General features: G+C 72.0%; 19 protein-coding genes. 7 read left to right on the top strand and 12 right to left on the bottom strand.

Going from position 1 to position 20,996, the window contains the following annotated elements; genetic code table 11:
• Positions 1 to 40 precede the first annotated feature (40 nt).
• From dxr to ACWEVS_RS27630, 5 genes are all read left to right on the top strand, one after another.
• Positions 41 to 1,210 (top strand): 1-deoxy-D-xylulose-5-phosphate reductoisomerase, encoded by a 1,170-nt coding sequence (gene dxr, locus ACWEVS_RS27650; RefSeq protein ID WP_449929142.1) that lies wholly within the window; start codon positions 41 to 43, stop codon positions 1,208 to 1,210.
• Between the two features lie 44 nt (positions 1,211 to 1,254).
• The gene (gene ispG, locus ACWEVS_RS27645) at positions 1,255 to 2,421 is read left to right on the top strand and encodes a flavodoxin-dependent (E)-4-hydroxy-3-methylbut-2-enyl-diphosphate synthase (RefSeq protein ID WP_452553976.1); all 1,167 of its coding nucleotides are present in this window, start codon (positions 1,255 to 1,257) and stop codon (positions 2,419 to 2,421) included.
• Positions 2,422 to 3,333: 912 nt separating this feature from the next.
• Positions 3,334 to 4,737, top strand: coding sequence for an MFS transporter (locus ACWEVS_RS27640; protein ID WP_452553975.1), 1,404 nt, complete (start codon positions 3,334 to 3,336; stop codon positions 4,735 to 4,737).
• Positions 4,738 to 4,819: 82 nt separating this feature from the next.
• On the top strand, positions 4,820 to 6,436 hold the full coding sequence (locus tag ACWEVS_RS27635) for an alpha/beta hydrolase (protein WP_449929147.1): 1,617 nt from the start codon (positions 4,820 to 4,822) through the stop codon (positions 6,434 to 6,436).
• Between the two features lie 51 nt (positions 6,437 to 6,487).
• Positions 6,488 to 7,330: a GNAT family N-acetyltransferase gene (locus ACWEVS_RS27630; protein ID WP_449929272.1), complete on the top strand. Its 843-nt coding sequence runs from the start codon at positions 6,488 to 6,490 to the stop codon at positions 7,328 to 7,330.
• On the opposite strand, the gene ACWEVS_RS27625 is transcribed toward ACWEVS_RS27630, so the two are convergent.
• On the bottom strand, positions 7,327 to 7,689 hold the full coding sequence (locus tag ACWEVS_RS27625) for an ArsR/SmtB family transcription factor (protein ID WP_354917907.1): 363 nt from the start codon (positions 7,687 to 7,689) through the stop codon (positions 7,327 to 7,329). The two genes, ACWEVS_RS27630 and ACWEVS_RS27625, sit on opposite strands and share 4 nt — an antisense overlap.
• Positions 7,690 to 7,781: 92 nt before the next feature.
• Between ACWEVS_RS27625 and ACWEVS_RS27620 the strand changes: the two genes are divergently transcribed.
• Positions 7,782 to 8,780 carry a zinc-dependent alcohol dehydrogenase family protein gene (locus tag ACWEVS_RS27620; RefSeq protein ID WP_449929149.1) on the top strand — a complete coding sequence of 333 codons (999 nt, stop codon included), beginning with the start codon at positions 7,782 to 7,784 and terminating at the stop codon, positions 8,778 to 8,780.
• Between the two features lie 149 nt (positions 8,781 to 8,929).
• On the opposite strand, the gene ACWEVS_RS27615 is transcribed toward ACWEVS_RS27620, so the two are convergent.
• The 4 genes from ACWEVS_RS27615 to ACWEVS_RS27600 form a co-directional block, all read right to left on the bottom strand.
• Complete coding sequence (locus ACWEVS_RS27615; RefSeq protein WP_449929151.1) at positions 8,930 to 9,622, bottom strand: DUF4097 family beta strand repeat-containing protein; 693 nt, start codon at positions 9,620 to 9,622, stop codon at positions 8,930 to 8,932.
• A gap of 167 nt (positions 9,623 to 9,789) precedes the next feature.
• Positions 9,790 to 12,069: an ATP-binding cassette domain-containing protein gene (locus ACWEVS_RS27610; RefSeq protein ID WP_452553974.1), complete on the bottom strand. Its 2,280-nt coding sequence runs from the start codon at positions 12,067 to 12,069 to the stop codon at positions 9,790 to 9,792.
• A complete protein-coding gene (locus ACWEVS_RS27605) occupies positions 12,066 to 12,887 on the bottom strand; it encodes an ABC transporter permease (RefSeq protein ID WP_449929155.1) in 822 nt (273 codons plus the stop codon). Before ACWEVS_RS27605 ends, ACWEVS_RS27610 begins: the two co-directional genes overlap by 4 nt.
• Positions 12,884 to 13,675, bottom strand: a complete 792-nt coding sequence (locus ACWEVS_RS27600; protein WP_449929157.1) for an ABC transporter ATP-binding protein — start codon at positions 13,673 to 13,675, stop codon at positions 12,884 to 12,886. The genes ACWEVS_RS27605 and ACWEVS_RS27600 overlap by 4 nt, the downstream gene beginning before the upstream one ends.
• A 58-nt stretch (positions 13,676 to 13,733) precedes the next feature.
• On the opposite strand from ACWEVS_RS27600, the gene ACWEVS_RS27595 reads away from it, so the two are divergent.
• A complete protein-coding gene (locus tag ACWEVS_RS27595) occupies positions 13,734 to 14,495 on the top strand; it encodes a TetR/AcrR family transcriptional regulator (RefSeq protein ID WP_452553973.1) in 762 nt (253 codons plus the stop codon).
• 20 nt (positions 14,496 to 14,515) lie between these two features.
• On the opposite strand, the gene ACWEVS_RS27590 is transcribed toward ACWEVS_RS27595, so the two are convergent.
• The 7 genes from ACWEVS_RS27590 to ACWEVS_RS27560 form a co-directional block, all read right to left on the bottom strand.
• Positions 14,516 to 16,339, bottom strand: a complete 1,824-nt coding sequence (locus ACWEVS_RS27590; RefSeq protein ID WP_449929161.1) for a glycoside hydrolase family 15 protein — start codon at positions 16,337 to 16,339, stop codon at positions 14,516 to 14,518.
• Between the two features lie 112 nt (positions 16,340 to 16,451).
• Positions 16,452 to 16,799 (bottom strand): VOC family protein, encoded by a 348-nt coding sequence (locus ACWEVS_RS27585; RefSeq protein WP_452553972.1) that lies wholly within the window; start codon positions 16,797 to 16,799, stop codon positions 16,452 to 16,454.
• A gap of 51 nt (positions 16,800 to 16,850) precedes the next feature.
• Positions 16,851 to 17,228, bottom strand: coding sequence for a DUF3037 domain-containing protein (locus ACWEVS_RS27580; protein ID WP_449929165.1), 378 nt, complete (start codon positions 17,226 to 17,228; stop codon positions 16,851 to 16,853).
• On the bottom strand, positions 17,228 to 18,037 hold the full coding sequence (locus ACWEVS_RS27575) for a HipA family kinase (protein ID WP_449929167.1): 810 nt from the start codon (positions 18,035 to 18,037) through the stop codon (positions 17,228 to 17,230). Before ACWEVS_RS27575 ends, ACWEVS_RS27580 begins: the two co-directional genes overlap by 1 nt.
• Positions 18,038 to 18,117: 80 nt before the next feature.
• On the bottom strand, positions 18,118 to 18,948 hold the full coding sequence (locus ACWEVS_RS27570; protein ID WP_354917937.1) for a TIGR03619 family F420-dependent LLM class oxidoreductase: 831 nt from the start codon (positions 18,946 to 18,948) through the stop codon (positions 18,118 to 18,120).
• Positions 18,945 to 20,192, bottom strand: a complete 1,248-nt coding sequence (locus ACWEVS_RS27565) for an LLM class flavin-dependent oxidoreductase (RefSeq protein WP_449929169.1) — start codon at positions 20,190 to 20,192, stop codon at positions 18,945 to 18,947. The genes ACWEVS_RS27570 and ACWEVS_RS27565 overlap by 4 nt, the downstream gene beginning before the upstream one ends.
• Positions 20,189 to 20,962, bottom strand: coding sequence for an alpha/beta fold hydrolase (locus ACWEVS_RS27560; protein WP_449929170.1), 774 nt, complete (start codon positions 20,960 to 20,962; stop codon positions 20,189 to 20,191). The genes ACWEVS_RS27565 and ACWEVS_RS27560 overlap by 4 nt, the downstream gene beginning before the upstream one ends.
• Between the last annotated feature and the right edge of the window lie 34 nt (positions 20,963 to 20,996).

The raw sequence follows: 20,996 nt of genomic DNA, 5'->3' as shown, positions 1-20,996 counted from the left end.
CTGGTTAACGGGAGTTGCGGGCATGCGGAACAATGGGGCCGTGGACTCAGACCTCTCCCGCTCCGTGACCGTGCTCGGATCGACCGGATCCATCGGCACCCAGGCCCTCGACGTCATCGACCGCAACCCCGGGCGGTTCGGCGTCACCGCGCTGGCCGCGGGGGGAGGGCGGGTCGACCTGCTGATCGAGCAGGCCGTCCGGACCGGGGCCAAGACGGTCGCGGTGGCCGACGCGGCCGCCGTACCCGCTCTCAAGGAGGCGCTGCCGGGGGTCACGGTGCTCGGCGGGCCCGAAGGGGTCGCCGAGGTGGCGGCCATGGAGTCCGACGTCGTGCTGAACGGGATCACCGGCGCGCTCGGGCTGACCTCCACGCTGGCCGCGCTGGAGGCCGGCCGCACGCTCGCCCTGGCCAACAAGGAGTCACTGATCATCGGAGGGCCGCTGGTCAAGCGACTGGCCAAGCCGGGGCAGCTCCTGCCGGTCGACTCCGAGCACTCGGCGCTGCAGCAGAGCCTGTGGGCGGCGGCTCCGCCGGGAAGCGGCTACGACCCCGAGGTGGTCAGGCGGCTCGTCGTCACCGCCAGCGGCGGGCCGTTCCGCGGGCGCACGCGGTCGGAGCTGGCCGACGTGACGCCCGAGATGGCGATGGCGCACCCCACCTGGTCCATGGGGCCGGTGATCACGATCAACTCGGCCACCCTGGTCAACAAGGGCCTGGAGGTGATCGAGGCGCATCTGCTGTTCGACATCGGCTTCGACAGGATCGAGGTCGTCGTCCACCCGCAGTCGATCATCCACTCCATGGTGGAGTTCGTCGACGGCTCCACGATCGCCCAGGCCAGCCCGCCCGACATGCGGCTGCCCATCGCGCTGGCGCTCGGCCACCCCGGCCGTGTCGCGGGCGCCGCCCCGGCCGTCGACTGGACCAGGGCGCACACCTGGACCTTCGAGCCGCTCGACGACGAGGCCTTCCCCGCGGTCGCCCTCGCCAGGCACGTCGGCGCCGAGGGCGGCACCGCCCCGGCCGTCTACAACGCCGCCAACGAGGTGTGCGTCGAGGCTTTCCAGCAGGGCAGGCTCTCCTTCCTCGGGATCGTCGACACCGTCGCGAAGGTGGTCGAACGGCACGTCACGACGCCGGCCACATCCGTGGACGAAGTCCTCGCCGCTGACGCATGGGCGCGGAGTACCGCTAAAGGGATGTTCTGAACCACGGCACCGGCCGGTCCGTATCGCTGCCTAGACTGGGGGACGTGACTTCCGTAGCACTGGGCATTCCGTCGGTCCGTCCCAAGCCGCTGGCCGAGCGGCGCCACTCCCGCCAGATCATGGTCGGCAACGTGCCGGTGGGCGGCGACGCGCCGGTCTCGGTCCAGTCGATGACCACGACGGTGACGGCCGACATCAACGCCACCCTGCAGCAGATCGCCGAGCTGACCGCCTCAGGCTGCCAGATCGTGCGGGTCGCCGTGCCGTCCCAGGACGACGCCGACGCGCTGCCGATCATCGCGAAGAAGTCGCAGATCCCCGTCATCGCCGACATCCACTTCCAGCCGAAGTACGTCTTCGCCGCCATCGAGGCCGGCTGCGCGGCCGTCCGCGTCAACCCGGGCAACATCAAGAAGTTCGACGACAAGGTCGGCGAGATCGCCAGGGTGGCCAAGGACCACGGCGTGCCGATCCGCATCGGCGTCAACGCCGGCTCCCTCGACCCCCGCCTGCTGCAGAAGTACGGCAAGGCCACCCCCGAGGCGCTGGTGGAGTCCGCGCTGTGGGAGTGCTCGCTGTTCGAGGAGCACGACTTCCGCGACATCAAGATCTCGGTCAAGCACAACGACCCGGTCGTGATGATCAACGCCTACCGGCAGCTCGCCCGGCAGTGCGACTACCCGCTCCACCTCGGCGTCACCGAGGCGGGCCCCGCCTTCCAGGGCACCATCAAGTCCGCCGTGGCCTTCGGCGCGCTGCTGGCCGAAGGCATCGGCGACACCATCCGCGTCTCCCTGTCGGCCCCTCCCGTCGAGGAGGTCAAGGTCGGCACCCAGATCCTGGAGTCGCTCGGCCTGCGCGAGCGCGGCCTGGAGATCGTCTCCTGCCCGTCGTGCGGTCGCGCCCAGGTCGACGTCTACACCCTGGCCGAGCAGGTCCAGGCCGGGCTCGAGGGTCTGAAGGTGCCGCTGCGCGTCGCGGTCATGGGCTGCGTCGTCAACGGGCCCGGCGAGGCGCGCGAGGCCGACCTCGGCGTGGCCTCCGGCAACGGCAAGGGGCAGATCTTCGTGAAGGGAGAGGTCATCAAGACCGTTCCCGAGTCGCAGATCGTCGAGACGCTGATCGAGGAGGCGCTGCGCATCGCCGAGGACATGGGCGTGGAGGTCGACCTCGACGACGAAGACGCGGGCGTGCGGGTCACCGTCGGCTGACCTCCGGCGTTCCGCCCGCCGTACCGGTCGTACCCGCCATACCCGTCGTCCCGAGCTTGGCGTGCGGCGCGGCTGTGGTGCTTGAATCGCCGCGGGTGCGGCGCATGCCGCGACCGCGGGGCTTGGCGCGTGGCCAGGTACGGACGCCGCGACCGCAGAGCCTGAAGCGCGCCGCGACCGGTGTGGTCCATGCGCGGGGGAACGCCGTCGGGCCGCCCCGGCGGCTTGCTCCCGGCCACCTCGGGATGCCGGTCGGACGCCTGCCTCCGGCGCCCACGGGTCGGGCGGTTGGAGGTGCCGCCCGGCGGGGTTGTCGCGCGGTTGGAAGCGCCGTCCGCGGGGTTGTCGCGCGGATCGAGGTGCCGTCCGCGGGGCTGTCGCGCGGATGGAAGCGCCGCCCGCGGGGTTGTCGCGCGGATGGAGGTTGCCGCCCGCGGGGCCGTCGGGCGGATGGAGACGCCGCCCGATGGGAGGAGGCGCCGCTCGGTGTGACGAAGGCCGGTGGCCGCCGCTCGGTGGCCACTACCGCGCGCCGGGTGCTGCCCGTGAGACCGGGTGTGGTGGGCCGGGTGCTGCCCGTAAGGCTGGACGTCGCCTGCGAGGCGAGGCACGGCAGCCAGGCGAGGCACGGCAGCAAGGCAGGGCGGGGCAGCAAGGCAGGGCGGGGCGAGGCGGCAGGGCGAGGCGGGGCGCTGGGGCGCCGGGATGGTGTCGGGGGTGGCTTCGGTCCGCCGAAAAGGTTTTGACGCGCGACGCGATCATCGGTAGAGATGGACCGTGCCCATCTCGGACAGAGCCCGCCGCCTCTAGCGGCGGCGTCAACCCGTTTCTGAGCCGCCGCATCAGCCCGTCAGTTCGCCGGTGCGGCCGTCAATGCTGCCCCGGCTCCCTTCTTGATCTGCGGAGCGCGCGGTGCGCAAAACCCTTCTCATCGTTCTTGTCTCTTTCCTCACCATCCCCCTGACGATCACCGGGGCCTCGGTCGCGTTGCCCGGCATCAGGGCCGAGCTGGGCGCGGGCCTGGCCGCGACCCAGTGGGTGGTCAACGGCTACAACGCCTGCTTCGCCGCTTTCCTGGTGTTCGCGGGCTCGCTGACGGACGTGCTCGGCAGGCGGCGCGTCTTCGCCTGGGGCGTGGCGCTGTTCGGCGTCAGCAGCCTGGCCGGGGCTCTGGCGGGCGACATCGTCGTCCTCAACCTGGTACGCGCCCTGGGCGGCATCGGCGCCGCGGCGGCCACGACCGGCGGCTCGTCGATCCTGGCCGCGGCCTTCGACGGCCGGGCGCGGGCGCGGGCCTTCGGCCTGCTGGGCACGGTGCTCGGCGCCGGGCTGGCCTTCGGGCCCACGGTCGGCGGGCTGCTGGTGGAGTGGCTGGGCTGGCGGGCGGTTTTCGCCGTGCCCGCGGCGATCTCCGCCGTCGTCCTGTCGCTGGTGCGCGTGCTGCCCAGGTTCGGCGGCGGCGAGGGCCGTACCGTCGACTGGCCGGGCGCGGCGCTGTTCACCACCTCGCTCCTGTTGCTGATCTTCGCCCTCGACGAGGGGCCCGCGCTGGGGTTCGGCAGCCCGCTCGTCGTCGGCGCTCTGGCGGCCGCGGTGCTGCTCGCCTCGCTGTTCGTGGTCGTGGAACGGCGTTCGGCCGACCCCATGGTCCAGCTCGACCTGCTGGCGGACCGCCGCTTCCTGGCGTTCGCGCTGGCGGCGGGGGCGCTCATGGGGATCCTGGTGCCGCTCGTGGTCTACCTGCCCTCCTACCTGATCTCCGTCGTCGGCGTGGAGCCCGGGCAGGCCGGGCTGTGGCTGCTGATGCTCACCGTCCCCGCCGTGGTGCTGCCCCCCGCTGGCGCGGCGCTGGCGCGGGCGTGGCCCGTGACGACCGTGGCGGCCTCCGTGGCGACCAGCGGCCTCGGCGCGCTGTTGATGGTCACCGTGGGACCTGACAGCGCGCCGGTGGGGATGCTGGCGCCGTTCGCGCTCGTCGGGGTCGGGGTCGGGCTGTCGAACGGCGTGCTGGACGGCCTGGCGATCGCGGAGCTGCCGCGCGAGCGGGTCGGCGCGGCGGCCGGGCTGTTCAACACCGCGCGGCTGGCGATCGAGACCGTGATGCTGGCGGGTGCCGGGGCGATGCTGGCCGCGCTCAGCGGCGGGCGGCTGGAGGGGGAGGCCTTCACCGGCGCGCTCCACACGGTGTGCCTGGCGCTGGCCTGTCTCGCCGCCGTCGCGACCGTCTGCGTGATCGTCCTGGCCCGCCCCGCGCCCTCCCCGGAGGCCGCGAGCCCCATGCGTACGGAGAGCAAGAAGAACGTTACAGGTTGGTAATCAATCCTGGATACGCTGCGTGTTCGTCTGGTCGCTCACGGCATCATCGCTTCGTCCCATTGAGCAGAGGGAGTGCAGCCGGGTGAAGCGGGTTGTCGGGATCGGTGCGGTATTGGCGCTGCTGGCCACAGGAGTCAACGGTGCCGCGGACGCCCAGACGAGGGCGATCGCCGGCCAGGTGGTCTGGGGGCCGTGCGGGAAGCAGACCTCGGTCACCGACCGGGTGCTCGGCGGGGTGGGGATCACCCCGCCGGCGGCAGTCGAGCCGGAGCAGCCGGGGGTGGAGTGCGGGCAGGTCAGGGTGCCCCTCGACTACCGCGACCCGTACGGCCAGCACATCACGCTGGCGCTCAACCGGATCAAGGGCTCGGTCTCCCGCGACGCCAACCACCTCGGCGTCCTGCTGGTCAACCCCGGCGGGCCCGGCGCGTCGGGCCAGGACATGGCCAAGCACGTCGCCGCGAGCCTGCCGCCGCAGCTGGCCGGCCGCTTCGACGTCATCGGCTTCGACCCGCGCGGGGTGGGCAAGAGCGAGCCCGCGCTGCGCTGCGTGGACCCGGAGCGCTACTTCGCCGCGCCGCGCCCCGACCAGGTGCCGAGCGGGCCGGCCGCCGAGCAGGCGCTGCTCGGCAGGGCCAAGGACTACGCCGACCGCTGCGGCAACCTGTGGGCCTGGATGCTGCCGTACCTGACCACCGAGAACTCCGCGCGCGACCTCGACCGCATCAGGGCCGCGCTGGACGAGGACCGCATCAGCTACCTCGGCTACTCCTACGGCACCTACCTCGGCGCGGTCTACGCCACCCTGTTCCCCGGCAGGGTCAAGCGCCTGGTCCTCGACAGTTCGGTCGACCCCGGCGGCAACTGGTACCAGACCAACCTCGCCCAGAACACGGCGTTCGAGCGGCGCCACCGAGACTTCCTGGACTGGACGGCCAGGCACAACAACGTCTACGGCCTGGGCCGCACGACGAGGCAGACCTCCTTCGCCTACTACTCCATGCGCCGGCGGCTGGCCGCCAGGCCCGCGGGCGGCGTGGTCGGCCCGAGCGAGCTCGACGACCTGTTCACCGTGGGCGGCTACGCCAACGCGGTCTGGCCGCAGCTGGCCGGGGCGTGGTCGCGTTACGTCCGGCAGGGCGACGTGCAGGACCTGGTCGCCGCCTGGCGCCAGCACGCCGTCCAGGACGCCGAGGACGAGAACTCCTACGCGGTCTACCTGGGCGTGCAGTGCCGCGACGCGGCGTGGCCACGCGACTGGTCCAGGTGGCACGCCGACATGACCAGGATGCACCGCGTCGCGCCCTTCATGACCTGGCCGAACGCCTGGTACAACGCGCCGTGCGCGTTCTGGGCCGAGCCGGGGGGCACGCCCGTCACCGTCAAGGCGGACCCCGCGCTGCCGCCGATCCTGATGCTCCAGTCGCGCCGCGACGCGGCCACGCCGTACGAGGGGGCCATGCACCTGCGGCGGCGCTTCCCCAGCGCCCGCATGGTCGTCGAGCCGGGCGGCAACCACGGCGTCTCGCTGGCCGGCAACAGCTGTGTCGACGCGCATCTGGTCCGCTACCTGCAGGACGGCACCCTCCCGGCGGCCGACACCTCCTGCCGGGGCCGCCCCGCGCCGGTCGTCACCAACCGCATGGCGGCGGAGGAGACCGCGCCGGCGCCGCTGCCGGGGCTGCTCGGCGTCCGATAGGTGCGCTGGTTCCTGTCAAAAGGGGGCAGGTCGCGTAGGCTGGCCGGTGTGATGCTGCGGACATCGGCGTCGCGCGTGCTCGATGACAGCGACAGGGACGAAGTGCTCGCACTTCTCGACACCGATCCTGTCGCGAACGTCTTCGTCGCCTCCAGGGTGCGGAGCGTCGGGTTGCACCCGACGCGCCTGGGCGGGCAGATGTGGGGGTTCGGGCCGCGTGGCGCGCTCACCTCGCTCTGCTACGCCGGAGCCAACCTCGTGCCGGTCAACGCCGGCCCCGAGGCCGTGCACGCCTTCGCCGAGCGGGCCCGCAAGCAGGGGCGCAGGTGCTCGTCGATCGTGGGCCCGGCCACCGCGGTCGAGATGTTGTGGGAGCGGCTGGAGCCGTACTGGGGGCAGGCCAGGGCGATCCGCTGGTCGCAGCCGGTGATGGCGACCTCCCAGAAGCCGCCGGTGCCCGCCGACCCGCTGGTACGGCGGGTGCGGCCCGAGGAGTTCGACATCCTGCTGCCGGCCTGCGTGGCGATGTTCACCGAGGAGGTGGGTGTCTCGCCCAACGGCGGCGACGGCGGCGCGCTCTACCGCACGCGGGTGGCCGAGCTGATCCGCATCGGCCGCTCCTACGCCCGCATCGACGACGGCGCGGTGGTCTTCAAGGCCGAGATCGGGGCGGTCACCCCGCAGGCGTGCCAGATCCAGGGCGTGTGGGTCAACCCCGCGCTGCGCGGTCACGGCCACGCCGTGGCGGGGATGGCGGCGGTGGTGGAGGCGGCGCTGTCCTGCTTCGCGCCGGTGGTGTCGCTCTACGTCAACGACTACAACCACGCGGCCCGGGCCGTCTACCGCAAGGTCGGCTTCCGCGAGGTCGACACCTTCATGTCCGTCCTGTTCTAGACGGCTCGCCCGCGGCCGGCGGCATCGTGCGCCGGTGGCGTGGCGGCGCGCTCGGCGGTGACGACGGCGTCGAGCAGGCCGGGGAAGGCCGCGCCGAACTCCTCGCGCCTCAGCGCGTTCATCCGCGAGGTGCCGACGTAGTACTGCCGGATGAGGCCGGCCTCGCGCAGGACCCGGAAGTGGTGCGTGGCCGTGGAATTGCTCACGCGCAGGTCGAACCCGCCGCACCGGACGTCGGTGGTGGCGTCGTGGAGCTGCGTGACGATGCTCCGCCGTACCGGGTCGACGAGGGCCTCGAGGACCTGCTGAAGCGTGATCGTCCGGACGTCGGGGTGCGGTGGGATGCGATCGTCTTCCATGCCCGTCATTGTACGACAGCCATCGAAGTTTGACAGCCGTCGTACTTCCAGGGTTGAGTGGACCATCGTTCCCACGGCGAAAGGATGGCGTGATGGCCAGGACGGTGCTGTTCCACGAGCTCGGCGGCCCCGAGGTGATGCGGCTGGAGGACGTGGAGGCCGGTGAGCCGGGTCCGGGCGAGGTGCGCATCCGGGTGGACGCGATCGGGCTGAACAGGGCCGAGGTGCTGTTCCGCACCGGCCACTACATCGAGCCGGTGCGGCGCTTCCCCGCCAGGCTGGGTTCCGAGGCCGCCGGCGTGATCGAGGCGGTCGGGGAGGGCGTCACCGGGTTCGCGCCGGGGCAGCCCGTCAGCACCGTGCCCGCCTTCTCGCAGAACGACTACGGCGTCTACGCCGAGCGGGCGATCGTGCCCGCGTCGGCGGTGGTGTCCCGCCCCGAGGGGCTGGGCGCGGTCGAGGGCGCGGCGGTGTGGATGCCGTACGTGACGGCCTACGGCGCGCTGGTGGAGGTCGGCGGGATGCGGCCCGGCGACACGGTCGTGCTGAACGCCGCGTCCAGCAGCGTGGGGCTGGCCGCCATCCACGTCGCCGAGCGTGTCGGCGCGACGCCCATCGCCCTCACCCGTACCGCCGCCAAGAAGGAGGCCCTGCTGAAGGAGGGCGCGGCGGAGGTGATCGTCACCGAGTCGGAGGACGCGGTCGAGCGGGTGCTGGCAGCCACCGGCGGCCGGGGCGCCGAGTTCGTCTTCGACGCCGTCGCCGGTCCCGGCGTGCGTGACCTGGCCAGGGTGGTCGCCGCCGACGGCACGCTCCTCGTGTACGGGGCGCTGAGCGGCGAGCCGACCCCCTATCCGGCGATCGAGCTCGGCATGCCTGCCGTGAACATGCGTACGTACACCATGCTCGAGACGGCCCGGCAGCCTGAGCGGATGCGCAGGGCGGCGGCCTTCGTGGCCTCCGGGCTGCGTTCGGGCGCCTTCCGGCCCGTCGTGGACCGTACCTTCGAGCTGGGCCAGATCGTCGAGGCCCACCGGTACCTGGAGTCGAACGCGCAGATCGGCAAGATCGTGGTGACCGTCGAGCACTGACCCGCGGCCGGAGCGGGGTTTCCGAGGGCGCCGACGGGCACGTGGGCCAGGTGTACCCCCTCGCCGGTCCCGCGCCGCCGCTGTCCGCCGGCCGGCGGCGGCACCCGTATCGCGCCGGGCGCCGTCGGCGGGCGGTGACCTGGCGCCCGCTACGGGGTGACGACCTCGACGTCGCCCGAGTCACTGCGCATGTCGATCACCCGGGTGGCCGACGCGTCGGTCTCGGTGTTCACCTTCTTGTCCCCCGAGCCGGTCTTCGCCATGACCTTGTACGGCCCCTGCGGCACGCGCACCTCGGTCGTCCCTGAGTCCGTCGTCGTCTTGACCCGGTCGGGCTGCGCGGTGAACGCGAGGTTCAGGTCGCCCGAGTCGCTCTCGGCCGTCACGCGCTTGGCCGTCAGGTCGCTGGCCTCGATGGTGCCGGAGTCGCTGGTCGCCTCGACCTCGCCGGACAGCGCGCGCAGCGTCACGTCGCCGGAGTCGACCATGGCCTTGATCTTGAGGCCGCGCGGCACCTCGACCTCGTAGTCGACGTCGCAGCTGATGATCCCGACCGCGGGCGGGCAGGAGAACGTCAGCACCAGCGTGTCGCCCCGCACCGTGTGCGTGGCCGTCGGCTTGGTGTTACGCCACATGAGGGTCTCCGACACGTGGATGCCCTCGCGGTCGGACTCGGTCACCACCACGTTGCCCGCGTCGCCCTCGATCCTGACGCCCGACACCTTGTCGGTGACGTCGTAGGAGGAGTTCTCGCGCTGCTCGGCGCCCACGACGCCGCAGCCTGTCGTCAGCACGCCGAGGCCCAGCAGCCCCGCCATCACGATCATCTTTTTCGTCTTCACGGATCTTACGTTCCTACACCCGCGGGGACTCGCCTTCAGGGACGACCCTGAAACCACCCTGAGAGCCGGTGGGCCTCCCCCGAGGGGTGGCGGGCGCCCGGCCCGCCGGCTCGGCCCGCGGCCGCCGGGCGTGAGCCGGGTCACCCGGTCCCGGCCGCGCCCGGCCCTCAGGCGAGACCGGTGGCCTCCAGGTGCCGGCGCAGGTGCCGGGCGGTGTGGGTCGAGGAGGTGGCGACCATGTCCCGCGGCGTGCCCTCGAAGACGATCCGGCCGCCGTCGTGCCCGGCCTCAGGCCCGAGGTCGATGATCCAGTCGGCGGCGCGGATCACGTCGAGGTTGTGCTCGATCACGACGACGGTCGAGCCGGAGTCCACCATCCGGTCGAGGAGGCCGACGAGCCGTTCGATGTCGGCGATGTGCAGCCCCGTCGTCGGCTCGTCGAGGATGATGGTCCGGCCGGGGGTGGCCAGCTCGGTGGCGAGCTTGAGCCGCTGGCGTTCCCCGCCGGACAGGGAGGTGAGCGGCTGGCCGAGGGTGAGGTAGCCGAGACCGACGGCGTCGAGGCGGTCGAGGACCTCCCTGACGGGTTTCTGGGTGAAGAAGGCCTGGGCGTCGTTGACGCTCATCTCGAAGACGTCGGCGATCGTGCGCCCGTTGACCGCGTGCCGCTGCGCCTCGGCCGTGAAGCGCCTGCCCCGGCAGGACTCGCAGCGGGTGGTGACGCCCTCCATGAACGCCAGGTCGGTGTAGATCAGGCCGGTCCCCTCGCAGGCCGGGCACCCGCCGGTCGAGTTGGGGGTGAACAGGCCGACCGGCCGGCGGGTGGCCCTGGCGAAGATCTGGCGGACGGAGTCCAGCAGCCCGGTGAACGTCGCCGGGCTGGAGCGGCGGGAGCCGCGGATGGGCCGCTGGTCGATCACGACCGCGCCCGGCTCGGCGGCGGGCAGGTGGCCGAGGACGAGGCTGCTCTTGCCGGACCCGGCGACCCCCGTGACCACCGTCATCACGTCGCGCGGGACGCGCACGGTGACGTCGCGCAGGTTGTTCGAGCGGGCGTGCTCGATCACCGTCCAGCCGGTGGCCGGCCGCGGGTCGCCGCGCTTGGCCCGGTCGGCTCGCAGCCCCGCGCCGGTGGGGGTGTCGGCCCGGCGGAGCTCGGCGTAGGTGCCCTCGAAGACGACGCGGCCGCCCGCGGCCCCCGCTCCCGGCCCCATGTCGACGCAGTGGTCGGCGATCGCCATGACCTCGGGGGCGTGCTCGACGACGATCACCGTGTTGCCGCGGTCGCGCAGGGCGAGGAGCATCTCGCCGAGCGTGTCCACGTCGCGCGGGTGCAGGCCGACGGTGGGTTCGTCGAAGACGTACAGCATGTCGGTGAGGGCGCTGCCGAGATGGCGCACCATCTTGACGCGCTGCGACTCGCCGCCCGAGAGGGTCGAGGTGGCGCGGTCGAGACTGAGGTATCCCAGCCCCAGGGTGACCATGCGGCGCAGGTGCTCGCGCAGCACCGACAGCAGCGGCGCGACCTCGGGGCGGTCGACGGCGCCGATCGTCTCCAGCAGGTCGTCCACCTGCATCGCGTTGCAGTCGGCGATGGAGTGGCCGCCGATGAGGCTGGCCCGGGCGGGCGCGGCCAGGCGGGAGCCGTCGCACTCGGGGCAGCGGCGCCTGGCCACGATCCGCTCGAACGCCTCCCGCTGCGCCCCCTTGAACGACTCGGGTTCCCGTTGCAGGTAGATGCGCGAGAACCGGGACAGCACCCCTTCGTAGGCGGTGCCGACGGCGTCCATGCCCGCGGGCGGTTTCAGCGTGTCGGGGGGAGCGTGCAGGAGGATGTCGCGTTCCTCGGCGGTGTAGTCGCGGATCTTCTTGTCGACGTCGAAGAAGCCTGACCGGGCGTACGCCTTCCACATCCACTGGCCGGGCGCGAACGCAGGGAACGTGATCGCGCCCTCGGCCAGCGACCGGTCGTCGTCGACGAGCTCGGACTCGACGACCGTGGCGGCCACGCCCAGGCCCTGGCAGTTCGGGCACATGCCCGCCGGGTCGTTGAAGCTGTAGGCGTTGGAGTAGCCGGCCGGGGGCTCGCCGAGCCTGGAGAACAGCAGCCGCAGGCGGGCGCCGATGTCGGTCGCGGTGCCCACGGTGGAGCGGGGGCCGCCCGACAGCCGCTTCTGGTCCACGATGATCACCGCGGACAGGTTCTCCAGGTGGTCGACGTCGGGCTGGCCGTAGCTGGGCAGCCGCCCCTGCGCGAAGGCCGTGAAGGTCTCGTTGAGCTGCCGTCCGGACTCGGCCGCGAGCGTGTCGAAGACCAGCGACGACTTGCCCGATCCCGAGACGCCGGTGACGACGGTGAGCCGGCGCTTGGGGATGTCGACATCGACGTTCTTGAGGCTGTTCTCCCGCGCGCCGCGGACGCGGATCACCTCGTCGTAGGGGCTCATCGGCCCAGCCCCTTGAACGCGCGCACCGCCAGGGGCCCGAAGACCGCGGTGAGCAGGAGCGGCGCGGCCAGCGCGATGACGAGCGGGTGCCCGGCCGCCCACGTCAGCCCCGGCTGGTGGACACCGGTGAACAGCTCGCGGACGGCGGTCGCCGTGGCCGACAGCGGGTTCGCCTCGGCGATCGCGCCGAGCCAGACCGGCATCGTGACCGGCTGGACGAACACGGTCGACAGGAAGCCGATCGGCCAGGCCAGCAGCTGCGCGGCGCTCACCGCCTCCGGCGAGCCCACCGTCAGCCCGGCCCACACCCCCACCCACAGCAGGCCGAAGCGCAACCAGAGCAGCAGCCCGTAGGCGGCCAGGGCGGGCAGGACGCCGTTCTCCCACCGCCATCCGAGGGCCAGGCCGGCCAGCGTGATCACGACGACCTCCACGACCGAGGTCAGCATGTCGGCGAGCACGCGGCCGAGCAGGACCGAGCCCCGCGAGATGGGCATGGAGCGGAACCGGTCGGTCACCGTCTTGGCCGCGTCGGTCGTCACCGCGATCATCGTCGTCTCGACGCCGAACAGCATCGTGAACGCCAGGACACCCGGGATGACGAACAGGATGTAGCCCCCCGCGCTTCCCGCGATCGCGCCGCCGAGCAGGCCGCCCATCATGAGGATGACGAGCACGGGGAACAGCAGCTGGACCGCGAAGGCGGCCGGCCTGGCCCGCCAGTGCCTGATGGTACGGCCCGCCAGGATGGTCGCCTCGCGCCACAGGCGCGTCCGCACCGGCGCCGCCGTGGAGCCTGCCAGAGGGATGGTCGTCATGAGGGCGCTCCGGCGGGTGAGGTGGCGTACAGGTGGAGGTAGACGTCTTCGAGGGTCGGCGCGCGCAGCTCCATGCGGGGCTCGCCGACGAGCTTCTTGAGGTCTTCGGGCGTGCCCTGGGCGATGACCCTTCCCTCGCGCAGGATCACCACGTCGTCGGCCAGCGCGTCGGCCTCCTCGAGGTACTGGGTGGTCAGCAGGACGGTGGTGCCCGCCTGGGCGAGGGCGCGCACCGAGCTCCACAGGTCGCGCCGCGCCTGCGGGTCGAGGCCCGTGGTGGGCTCGTCGACGAAGAGCACGCTCGGCGTGGTGATGAGGGAGGTCACCAGGTCGAGGCGCCTGCGCATCCCGCCGGAGAAGGCGCCCACCGCTCGCCCGCCCGCCTCGGTCAGCCCCGCCTTGTCGAGCAGCTCGCCGGCCCGTGCGCGGGCGCGGCGCCGGTCCAGGCCCGCCAGCCTGCCGAACAGTTCGAGGTTCTCCCGGGCGCTCAGCAGCTCGTCCAGCGCCGCGTACTGGCCGACGAGCCCGATCGCGGCCCGCACCCGTGTCGCCGCCTTGTCCACGTCCCAGCCGGCGACGTGGACGGTGCCCGCGTCCGCCCTGGTCAGGGTGGCCAGGATCCTGACCATCGTGGTCTTGCCCGCGCCGTTGCCGCCGAGCAACGCGCAGATCCGGCCCGTCGCCACCGTGAGGTCGACGCCGTCGAGCGCGGGACGTTCGGTGCCGGGGAACCGCTTGCGCACCCCCTTCACCTGGATCGGGGTAGGAACGGTCATTTCGCTGTTCACGTGCCCTCCCATCGTTTCGGACAATGTATAGTACAGCGTAAACCGAAGGGAGTTGACGGTGGCGAAGAGAGCCGAGCGGCCGGGAGACCCGATCAAGCTGATCGGGCTGCTGTGGCGGCCCGCCGAGGCGGTGAGCCGATCAGGGCTCACCCCCAAACGCATCACGGACGCCGCGATCGCCGTGGCCGACCAGGAGGGGCTCGACGCGCTCACCATCCGCAGGGTGGCCGGCGACCTCGGCGTCAGCCCGATGGCCCTCTACCCCTACATCGCGGGCCGCTCGGAACTCATCGAGCTCATGCTCGACGCCGTCGCCGCGGAGGTCTACGCCGAGGGACCGCCGCCCGCGCAGGCCGGACCGTGGCGAGCCAGGGCCGAGCGCATCGCGCAGGCCAACTGGGACCACCACATGGCCCATCCGTGGACGGTGGAGGCCGCGCCCGGCCGTCCGGTGCCAGGCCCCGGGGTGTCCGGCAAGTACGAGGCCGAGCTTTCGGCCCTCGACGGGCTGGGGCTGAGCGACATCGAGATGGACCGGGCGCTCACGGCGATCCTCGGGCTGGTCTCCAGCGCGGCGCGCTGGGTGATCTCGCTGCGGCGCATCAGGGAGGAGAGCGCGCTCACCGACGTGCAGTGGTGGGAAGGCGTCGCCCCCGCCCTGGCCGCGGCGACGGCGGGCACCTCCTATCCGGTCGCGCGACGGGTCTCGACGAGCCTCGGCGAGGCCACCGGCATGGCCAGCGACCCCGAAGGCGCCTTCCGCTTCGGGCTGGACATGCTGCTGGACGGCCTGGCCCGGCAGATCGACGCCCGCCCCTAGCCGCGAGGCGCACGGCGGCCCTACTGGTGCGCGCGGTCGAGCTCCTCGTCCAGGGCCATGGCCGCGGCGACGAGCGCCAGATGGGTGAAGGCCTGCGGGAAGTTGCCGAGCTGCTCGCCCGACGGGCCGATCTCCTCGGCGAACAGGCCGACGTGGTTGGCGTAGGTGAGCATCTTGTCGAAGGCGTAGCGGGCCTGCCGCAGCCGCCCTGAGCGGGCCAGGGCCTCCACGTAGAGGAAGCTGCACAGGTTGAAGGTGCCCTCCGAGCCGCGCAGCCCGTCAGGGGAGGCGGCCGGGTCGTAGCGGTAGACGAGGCTGTCGCTGACCAGCTCCCTGTCCATGGCGTCGAGAGTGCTCAGCCAGTCGGGGTCACGGGGATCGAGGAACCCGACGCGCGGCATGAGCAGGAGCGAGGCGTCCAGGACGTCGGTGGCGTAGTGCTGGACGAACGCCCGCCGGTCCGCGTTCCAGCCGCGCGTGACGATCTGGTCGAAGACGGCGTCGCGGGCGTTCAGCCAGCGGGCCAGGCCGGCCGGGCGGGAGTGCGTGGTGGCCATGCGGATGCCGCGGTCGAAGGCGACCCACGTCATCAGGCGGCTGAAGGTGAACTCCTGCTGCCCGCCGCGGGTCTCCCAGATCCCCTCGTCGGGGCGGTCCCAGTTGTCGGACAGCCAGTCGAGCAGCCCCGCGAGGGCCTGCCAGCCGCGGATGCCCCCCACGTTACGGGTCTGCGCCAGGGCGTCGGCGGCCTCGCCGTAGATGTCGAGCTGGATCTGGCCGGCGGCGGCGTTGCCGGCCCGGACCGGCGCCGACTTCCGGTAGCCCTCCAGGTGGGGCAGGATCTCCTCGGTCAGGTGCGGGTCGCCGTCGATCCGATACATGATCTGCAGCGGCTCGCCCGAGGTGGTGCCGCCGTCGAGCAGACGGTCACGCAGCCACCGGCGGAAGGCGTGGGCCTCCTCGACGAAGCCGAGGTCGATCAGCGCCCTGACCGACAGAGAGGCGTCACGGACCCAGGTGTAGCGGTAGTCCCAGTTGCGCTCGCCGCCGATCTGCTCGGGCAGGCCCATGGTGGCCGCGGCGATCGGCGCGCCGGTGGGCGCGTAGGTGAGCAGCTTGAGAGTGATCGCCGCCCGGTTCACCATGTCCTGCCAGCGGCCGCGGTAGCGCGACGCGCGCAGCCAGCCGAGCCAGAAGCCCGTGCAGGCCTCGAAACTGCGAAGGACGTCGTCGCCGGTCAGCGGGGTCGTGGGCCGGCCGCTGCGGTCGCTCGTCAGCGTGATGGCGACCACGTCGCCGGCCTGGAGGGTGAAGCGGGCGGTGACGTCGTTGCCGTCCGGATGCAGGGTGAGAGGGAAGCTGGCCTGCAGGTGGAGGTCCGTGCCAGGACCGTGGAAGAGAGCCGACCCGTCGTCGAGGAAGGCGAGGGTGTGCTGCGCCCGGCCGTAGTCGAAGCGGGGACGGCAGACCAGCTCGAAGGGCAGACTGCCGCGAACCATCCGGATCGCCCGCACCAGGCGGTGCCGGTCGGACGGGGTGGCGGAGGTGTCCGGCTCCATGAAGTCGGCGACCTCCCCGACCCCGCCGGGCGCCATGAAGCGGGTGACCAGGACCGCGGTGTCCGGCAGATAGAGCTGCCGGACCGTCGCCTCGGAGACGCCGTCCAGGTCGGCGGCGAGCCGGCAGTGCCCCCCGCGATCGCTGTCCAGGATGGAGGCGAACAGGCTCGGGGAGTCGAAGCGGGGCGTGCACCACCAGTCGATGGTGCCCGTGCCGGAGACGAGGGCGGCGGTTTGCAGATCCCCGACTATGCCGTGGTCCGCGATCGGCGGGTAGTCGTTCATGGGCACCTCCGGCGCTGTCGAGCGCACCGATCGGCCACCGCTGGGGGACGGAGCAGTTTTTCTTCAACGGTAACGCTCCGGCGCCCGGGCGGACCAGCCCCCGCCCGCCCGGCTAGCGGTGGCCCAGGACGTTGATCACGCGGCCGCCGGGGTCGCGGACGAAGAACCGGCGCACGCCCCACTCTTCGTCGCTCAGCGGGTGCACGATCTCGGCGCCGCTCTTCACCATGGCCGCGTAGGCGGCGTCCACGTCGTCGACCTCGACGCTCAGGTCCGGGTTCACCGGACCCGTCAGGTCGGTGGTCATGACGCTGATCTGGGCGGTGGGCTGACCGGGGGAGGCGAGGGTCATGATCCAGCCGTGGTTCATCACCTCCTCGAAGCCGAGCAGCCGGTAGAAGTCCCTGCTGTCGTCGAAGGCGGCGGAGGTCAGGTTGGGCACGACGCGGCGAACGGTCATCGAGGGCTCCTCATGGTCGGTGTCGTGAGCCTGGCGTCCGGCCCGCCGCCCTCAGAGGCGGACGAGACGGTCGAACAGGCGGGTGAGCTCGCCCTCCGGGTCCGTGGTCAGCCCCGCGTGGACCGGGGAGGTCTGGACGACCGTGCTGCGGGGCGCGGTCAGCCAGCGGAACCTGCTGCCCAGCGACTCGCGCTCCAACGGCCCCGCCGCCTCACCGCAGGCCAGCTCGTAGCCCGCCAGCGCGAGCCGTACCTCGCCGGGGTCGGCGGAGGGGTCGAGGGCGCGCAGGCGGTCCTCGTCGAGCTCCACGCGGGCGCACAGGTAGTCGCGCGGCTGGCAGTACAGCAGGATCCCGACGTTGATCTGCTCGCCGCGCTCCATCTGCGGGATGACACGGATGACGGCGTACTCGTAGACGTCGCGTCCCATCACTTGTCTCCCTGCTTCCAGAAAGCGCCGACCGAGCCCGGCCCGCTCTTCGGCGCGGCCTTCGCCGCGACCGTCAGCCACTCGCGCGGGCCGTGGGCGCGGGCCAGCAGGTGGTCGACATACGCGTCGCGTACGGCCTGCGCCGACTCGAAGCCCTGCTCGCCCTCCAGCCACTCGTCGGGCACGAGCGCGGTCACCTCGGCCAGCAGCTCCCTGGTGATCTTCGCGGCGAGCCGGTCGCCCGCCAGGGACACGTCGGCCGCGAACGGCGCCAGGACATGGTCCGCGGCGTCGAAGGGCCGCTGCGGGTCGGCGCTCTTCCAGCTGTAGTGGAACCACAACGCCGCGCCGTGGTCGATGAGCCAGGTGTCGTGGTGCCAGACCAGCAGGTTGGGGTTGCGCCACGTCCTGTCGACGTTGTGGATCAGGCCGTCGAACCACAGCACCTCGGCGGCGAAGCCCGCGTCGGGACGCCAGGACAGGGGGTCGAAGCCGAGGGCGCCGGGCAGGAAGTCGATCGCGACGTTACGCCCGGCGCTGGCCTGCAGCAGCGCCTGGATCTCGAAGTCAGGCTCGCGCAGGCCGATCTGCGGGTCGAGGTCGACGAGCTTGAGCTCGGGGGTGCGCAGGCCGAGCCGCCTGGCCAGCTCGGCGCAGATGATCTCGGCGACGAGCACCTTGGGCCCCTGCCCGGCGCCACGGAACTTCACGACGTAGGTGCCGAGGTCGTCGGCCTCGACCACCCCCGGCAGCGACCCACCCTCCCGCAACGGGGTCACATAGCGGGTCGCCATGATCTCTTCCAGCATGCGTCGAGGCTATCGGCCCCGCGCCGCCCGCCCGACCACGCCCCCGGGACGCCCGCCGCCGACCGGGCCCCCGGCACGTCTCACATCCTGGCGATGACCTCCTCGGCGAAGCGCTCCATCGTGTCGACCTTGGGCTCTTCGGGCGACAGCCACCACGGCGCGGCCATCGTGCCGGTGATGCCCTTGTCGGCGAAGCGCCGGTAGGTGGCCGCCTCCGGGAGCACCGCCAGCGGGGCGATGATCTCGAGCGCGTCCTCCTGCCTGCCGTACTCCTTCAGGTAGCGGCGCAGGTCGGCGAGGACGGCGTCGATCTGCTCCTCGGTGTAGATCCGGTTGCCGATCCAGCCGTCACCGACCCTGGCCGCCCTGCGCAGCGCCGCCTCGCTGTCGCCGCCGACGTAGATCGGGACGGGCGCGGCGGGCACGGGCGACATCGACAGCGGCGGCAACCCCGGCAGGTCCACCTGCTCGCCCGACCACAGCTCCCGCAGGCGGGGGATCATCTCGTCCAGCCTGCGCCCGCGCGTGTGGAAGTCCTGTCCGGTGGCGACGAACTCCTCCTTGCACCAGCCGACGCCCACCCCGAAGCTCACCCGGTCGCCGGACAGGACGGCGGCCGTCGACACCTGCTTGGCCACGGTGATCAGGTCGCGCGCCGGCGCGATGTAGACGTTGGGCGAGAAGCGCAGCCGCGTGGTCACCGCCGCCATCGCGCCGATCGTCACCCACACGTCCGGCCAGTGCGTCTCTGCCGTCCAGCGCATCCTGCCGTAGGGGTACGGCGTGCTGAAGTCGGCGAAGAACAGGTGGTCCGACAGCGTGAAGGTGTCGAACCCGCAGCGTTCGGCGGCCACCGCCAGGTCGAGGAACTCGGAGGTGTCGCAGAAGGAGGCGCCGAGCCAGAACTTCACTGAAACTCCGGAATGACCTTGGTGGCGAACAGTTCGAGGTTGCGCTTGACCGTGTCGAGTGGGAGCACGCCCTGCTGGCCCTGCATGTACAGGCCGAACCACTCCAGGTCGGGCATGCGGTCGAGCATGCGCTGGATGCCGCGCTTGACGTCGTCGGGTGAGCCGAACAGCGCCATCTCGACGTCGTTCATCCGCCGCACGTCGCCCTTCTCCGGCGAGATCGGCCGGTGCTTGTCGTCCTCCTTCTTGCGCAGCACCTCGAGGTAGCCGAACGGTCCGAAGAAGGCGGCGAAGTCCTTGGGGATGTTCCTGCCGTAGGTGTTGATCGCCTCCTCGGTGGTGTCCGCGATCCCGACGATCTTGAGGATGCCGGTGTGCTCGCCCAGCTTGTAGTGACGGCCCTGCTTGGCCGACTCCTCCTGGTAGAGCTTGGCCTTCGCGGCGTGGTCGTCGGGGTTGGGGGTGAACATCCACGGCAGGATGTCCTCCTGCGCCGCCCTGATGACCGAGCGGTCGGAGATAGTGAACGGCTGCCACAGCTCGGGGTGCGGGTTCTGGTACGGCCGGGGGCAGACGCTGACCGCCTGGACCCGGTCGTCGTCGTCGAGCTCGCCGGGCGCGCCGAAGGTCCGCGTCCACTCGGTGGCGGGCCACCCCTCGATCCCCTCGAAGGGATACGGCACCTGGTAGTCGAGGACGTCGGACTTGTAGCGGAGGGTCTCCTGCGTCCAGGCCATCTTCATGATCTTGAGGATCTCGCCGAAGACGTCGAAGTTGCGGTTGTCGCTCGACGAGCCGTCCGACCTGGCCGCCGCCGCGTGCCAGCGCTGGCCCAGGACGTTCATCCACCGGTTCTGGTAGCCGCGCGCCACGCCCAGCCGCAGCCGTCCCTTGGAGAACTGGTCGAGCAGTGCCACGTCCTCCGCCGCCCTGATCGGATCCCAGGCGGGCAGCACGAGTCCGAGCGGCGCCAGCAGGATGCGCTCGGTTCGCGCGGCCAGGTCGGTCAGGAACATCAGCGGGTTGACCGAGAACTCCATCCCTTCCGAGTGGAAGTGGTGCTCGGTCATCATGAGCGCGTCGAAGCCGATCCGGTCGGCGTGCACCGCGATCTCCCGCACCTCGTGCAGCAGCCTCTGGTACGACTCGGTGTCCCGTCCGATCGGCCGCTTGGCCCGCGCGTTCTCCTCGGCCGCGTACCCCGAGCCGGGGATCTGGGGGTTCAGAAAGATGGCGAACTTCACCGGGAGATCTCCTTCAGCCATTGGTTGACCACGAGCAAGAACTCGGCGGGCCGCTCCTCGTGCAGCCGGTGTCCGCTGCCCTGCCAGCAGACCGTGCGCGAGGCGGGGTGGGTGAACAGGCCCGTCTCCCACGCCGCCTGCGCGGGGTCGGTCCAGAACGTGAGCACGGGGCAGGTCCGGCGAGACAGGTACGGCTCGGCCGCGCCGCGCGAGCCGATCGCCTCCTCTCCCGACCACAGCCCGTCGTACGCCTCGGCCAGCACGTGCGGCGGTGTCGCCAGCAGCCGCCGCCGGTGCCACTCGCGCAGCCAGCCGGGGGAGGCGGGGGTGTAGCACCACTGGTCGATCTGGACGGCCGGGGCCTCCCGCATCGCGACCGCCATGGCCACGACCTCGTCGGGACGTCCGTAGCCGGGGTCCACGCCGATGACGGCGGTGACGCGCGCGGGGTGCTCGACGGCCAGGCGGGAGGCGATCACCGCGCCCATGGAGTGGCCGACGATCACGCACCGCTCGACGTCGAGCAGGTCGAGCAGGTCGACGAGGTCCTCGCTCATGCGGACGGGGTTGTTGCCCTTGTCCTCCGCCGAGGAGTAGCCGTGCCCGCGCAGGTCAACCGCGATGACCCGGTGCCTGCCGGCGAGGGTGGGGATGTGTCGCGCCCACTGATGGGAGTCGGCGCCCCAGCCGTGGACGAGCAGCAGCGTCGTGTCGCCTGAGCCGTCGTCGGTGTAGAACAGCCGCACGCCCGCGACCGCAGCGAATCCCATGAGCGGCAAGCTACTCTAAGAACCGGTCCCGAGC

Source organism: Nonomuraea sp. NPDC003754 (genome assembly GCF_053605785.1).
This window is presented reverse-complemented; position numbering and strand designations above follow the sequence as displayed.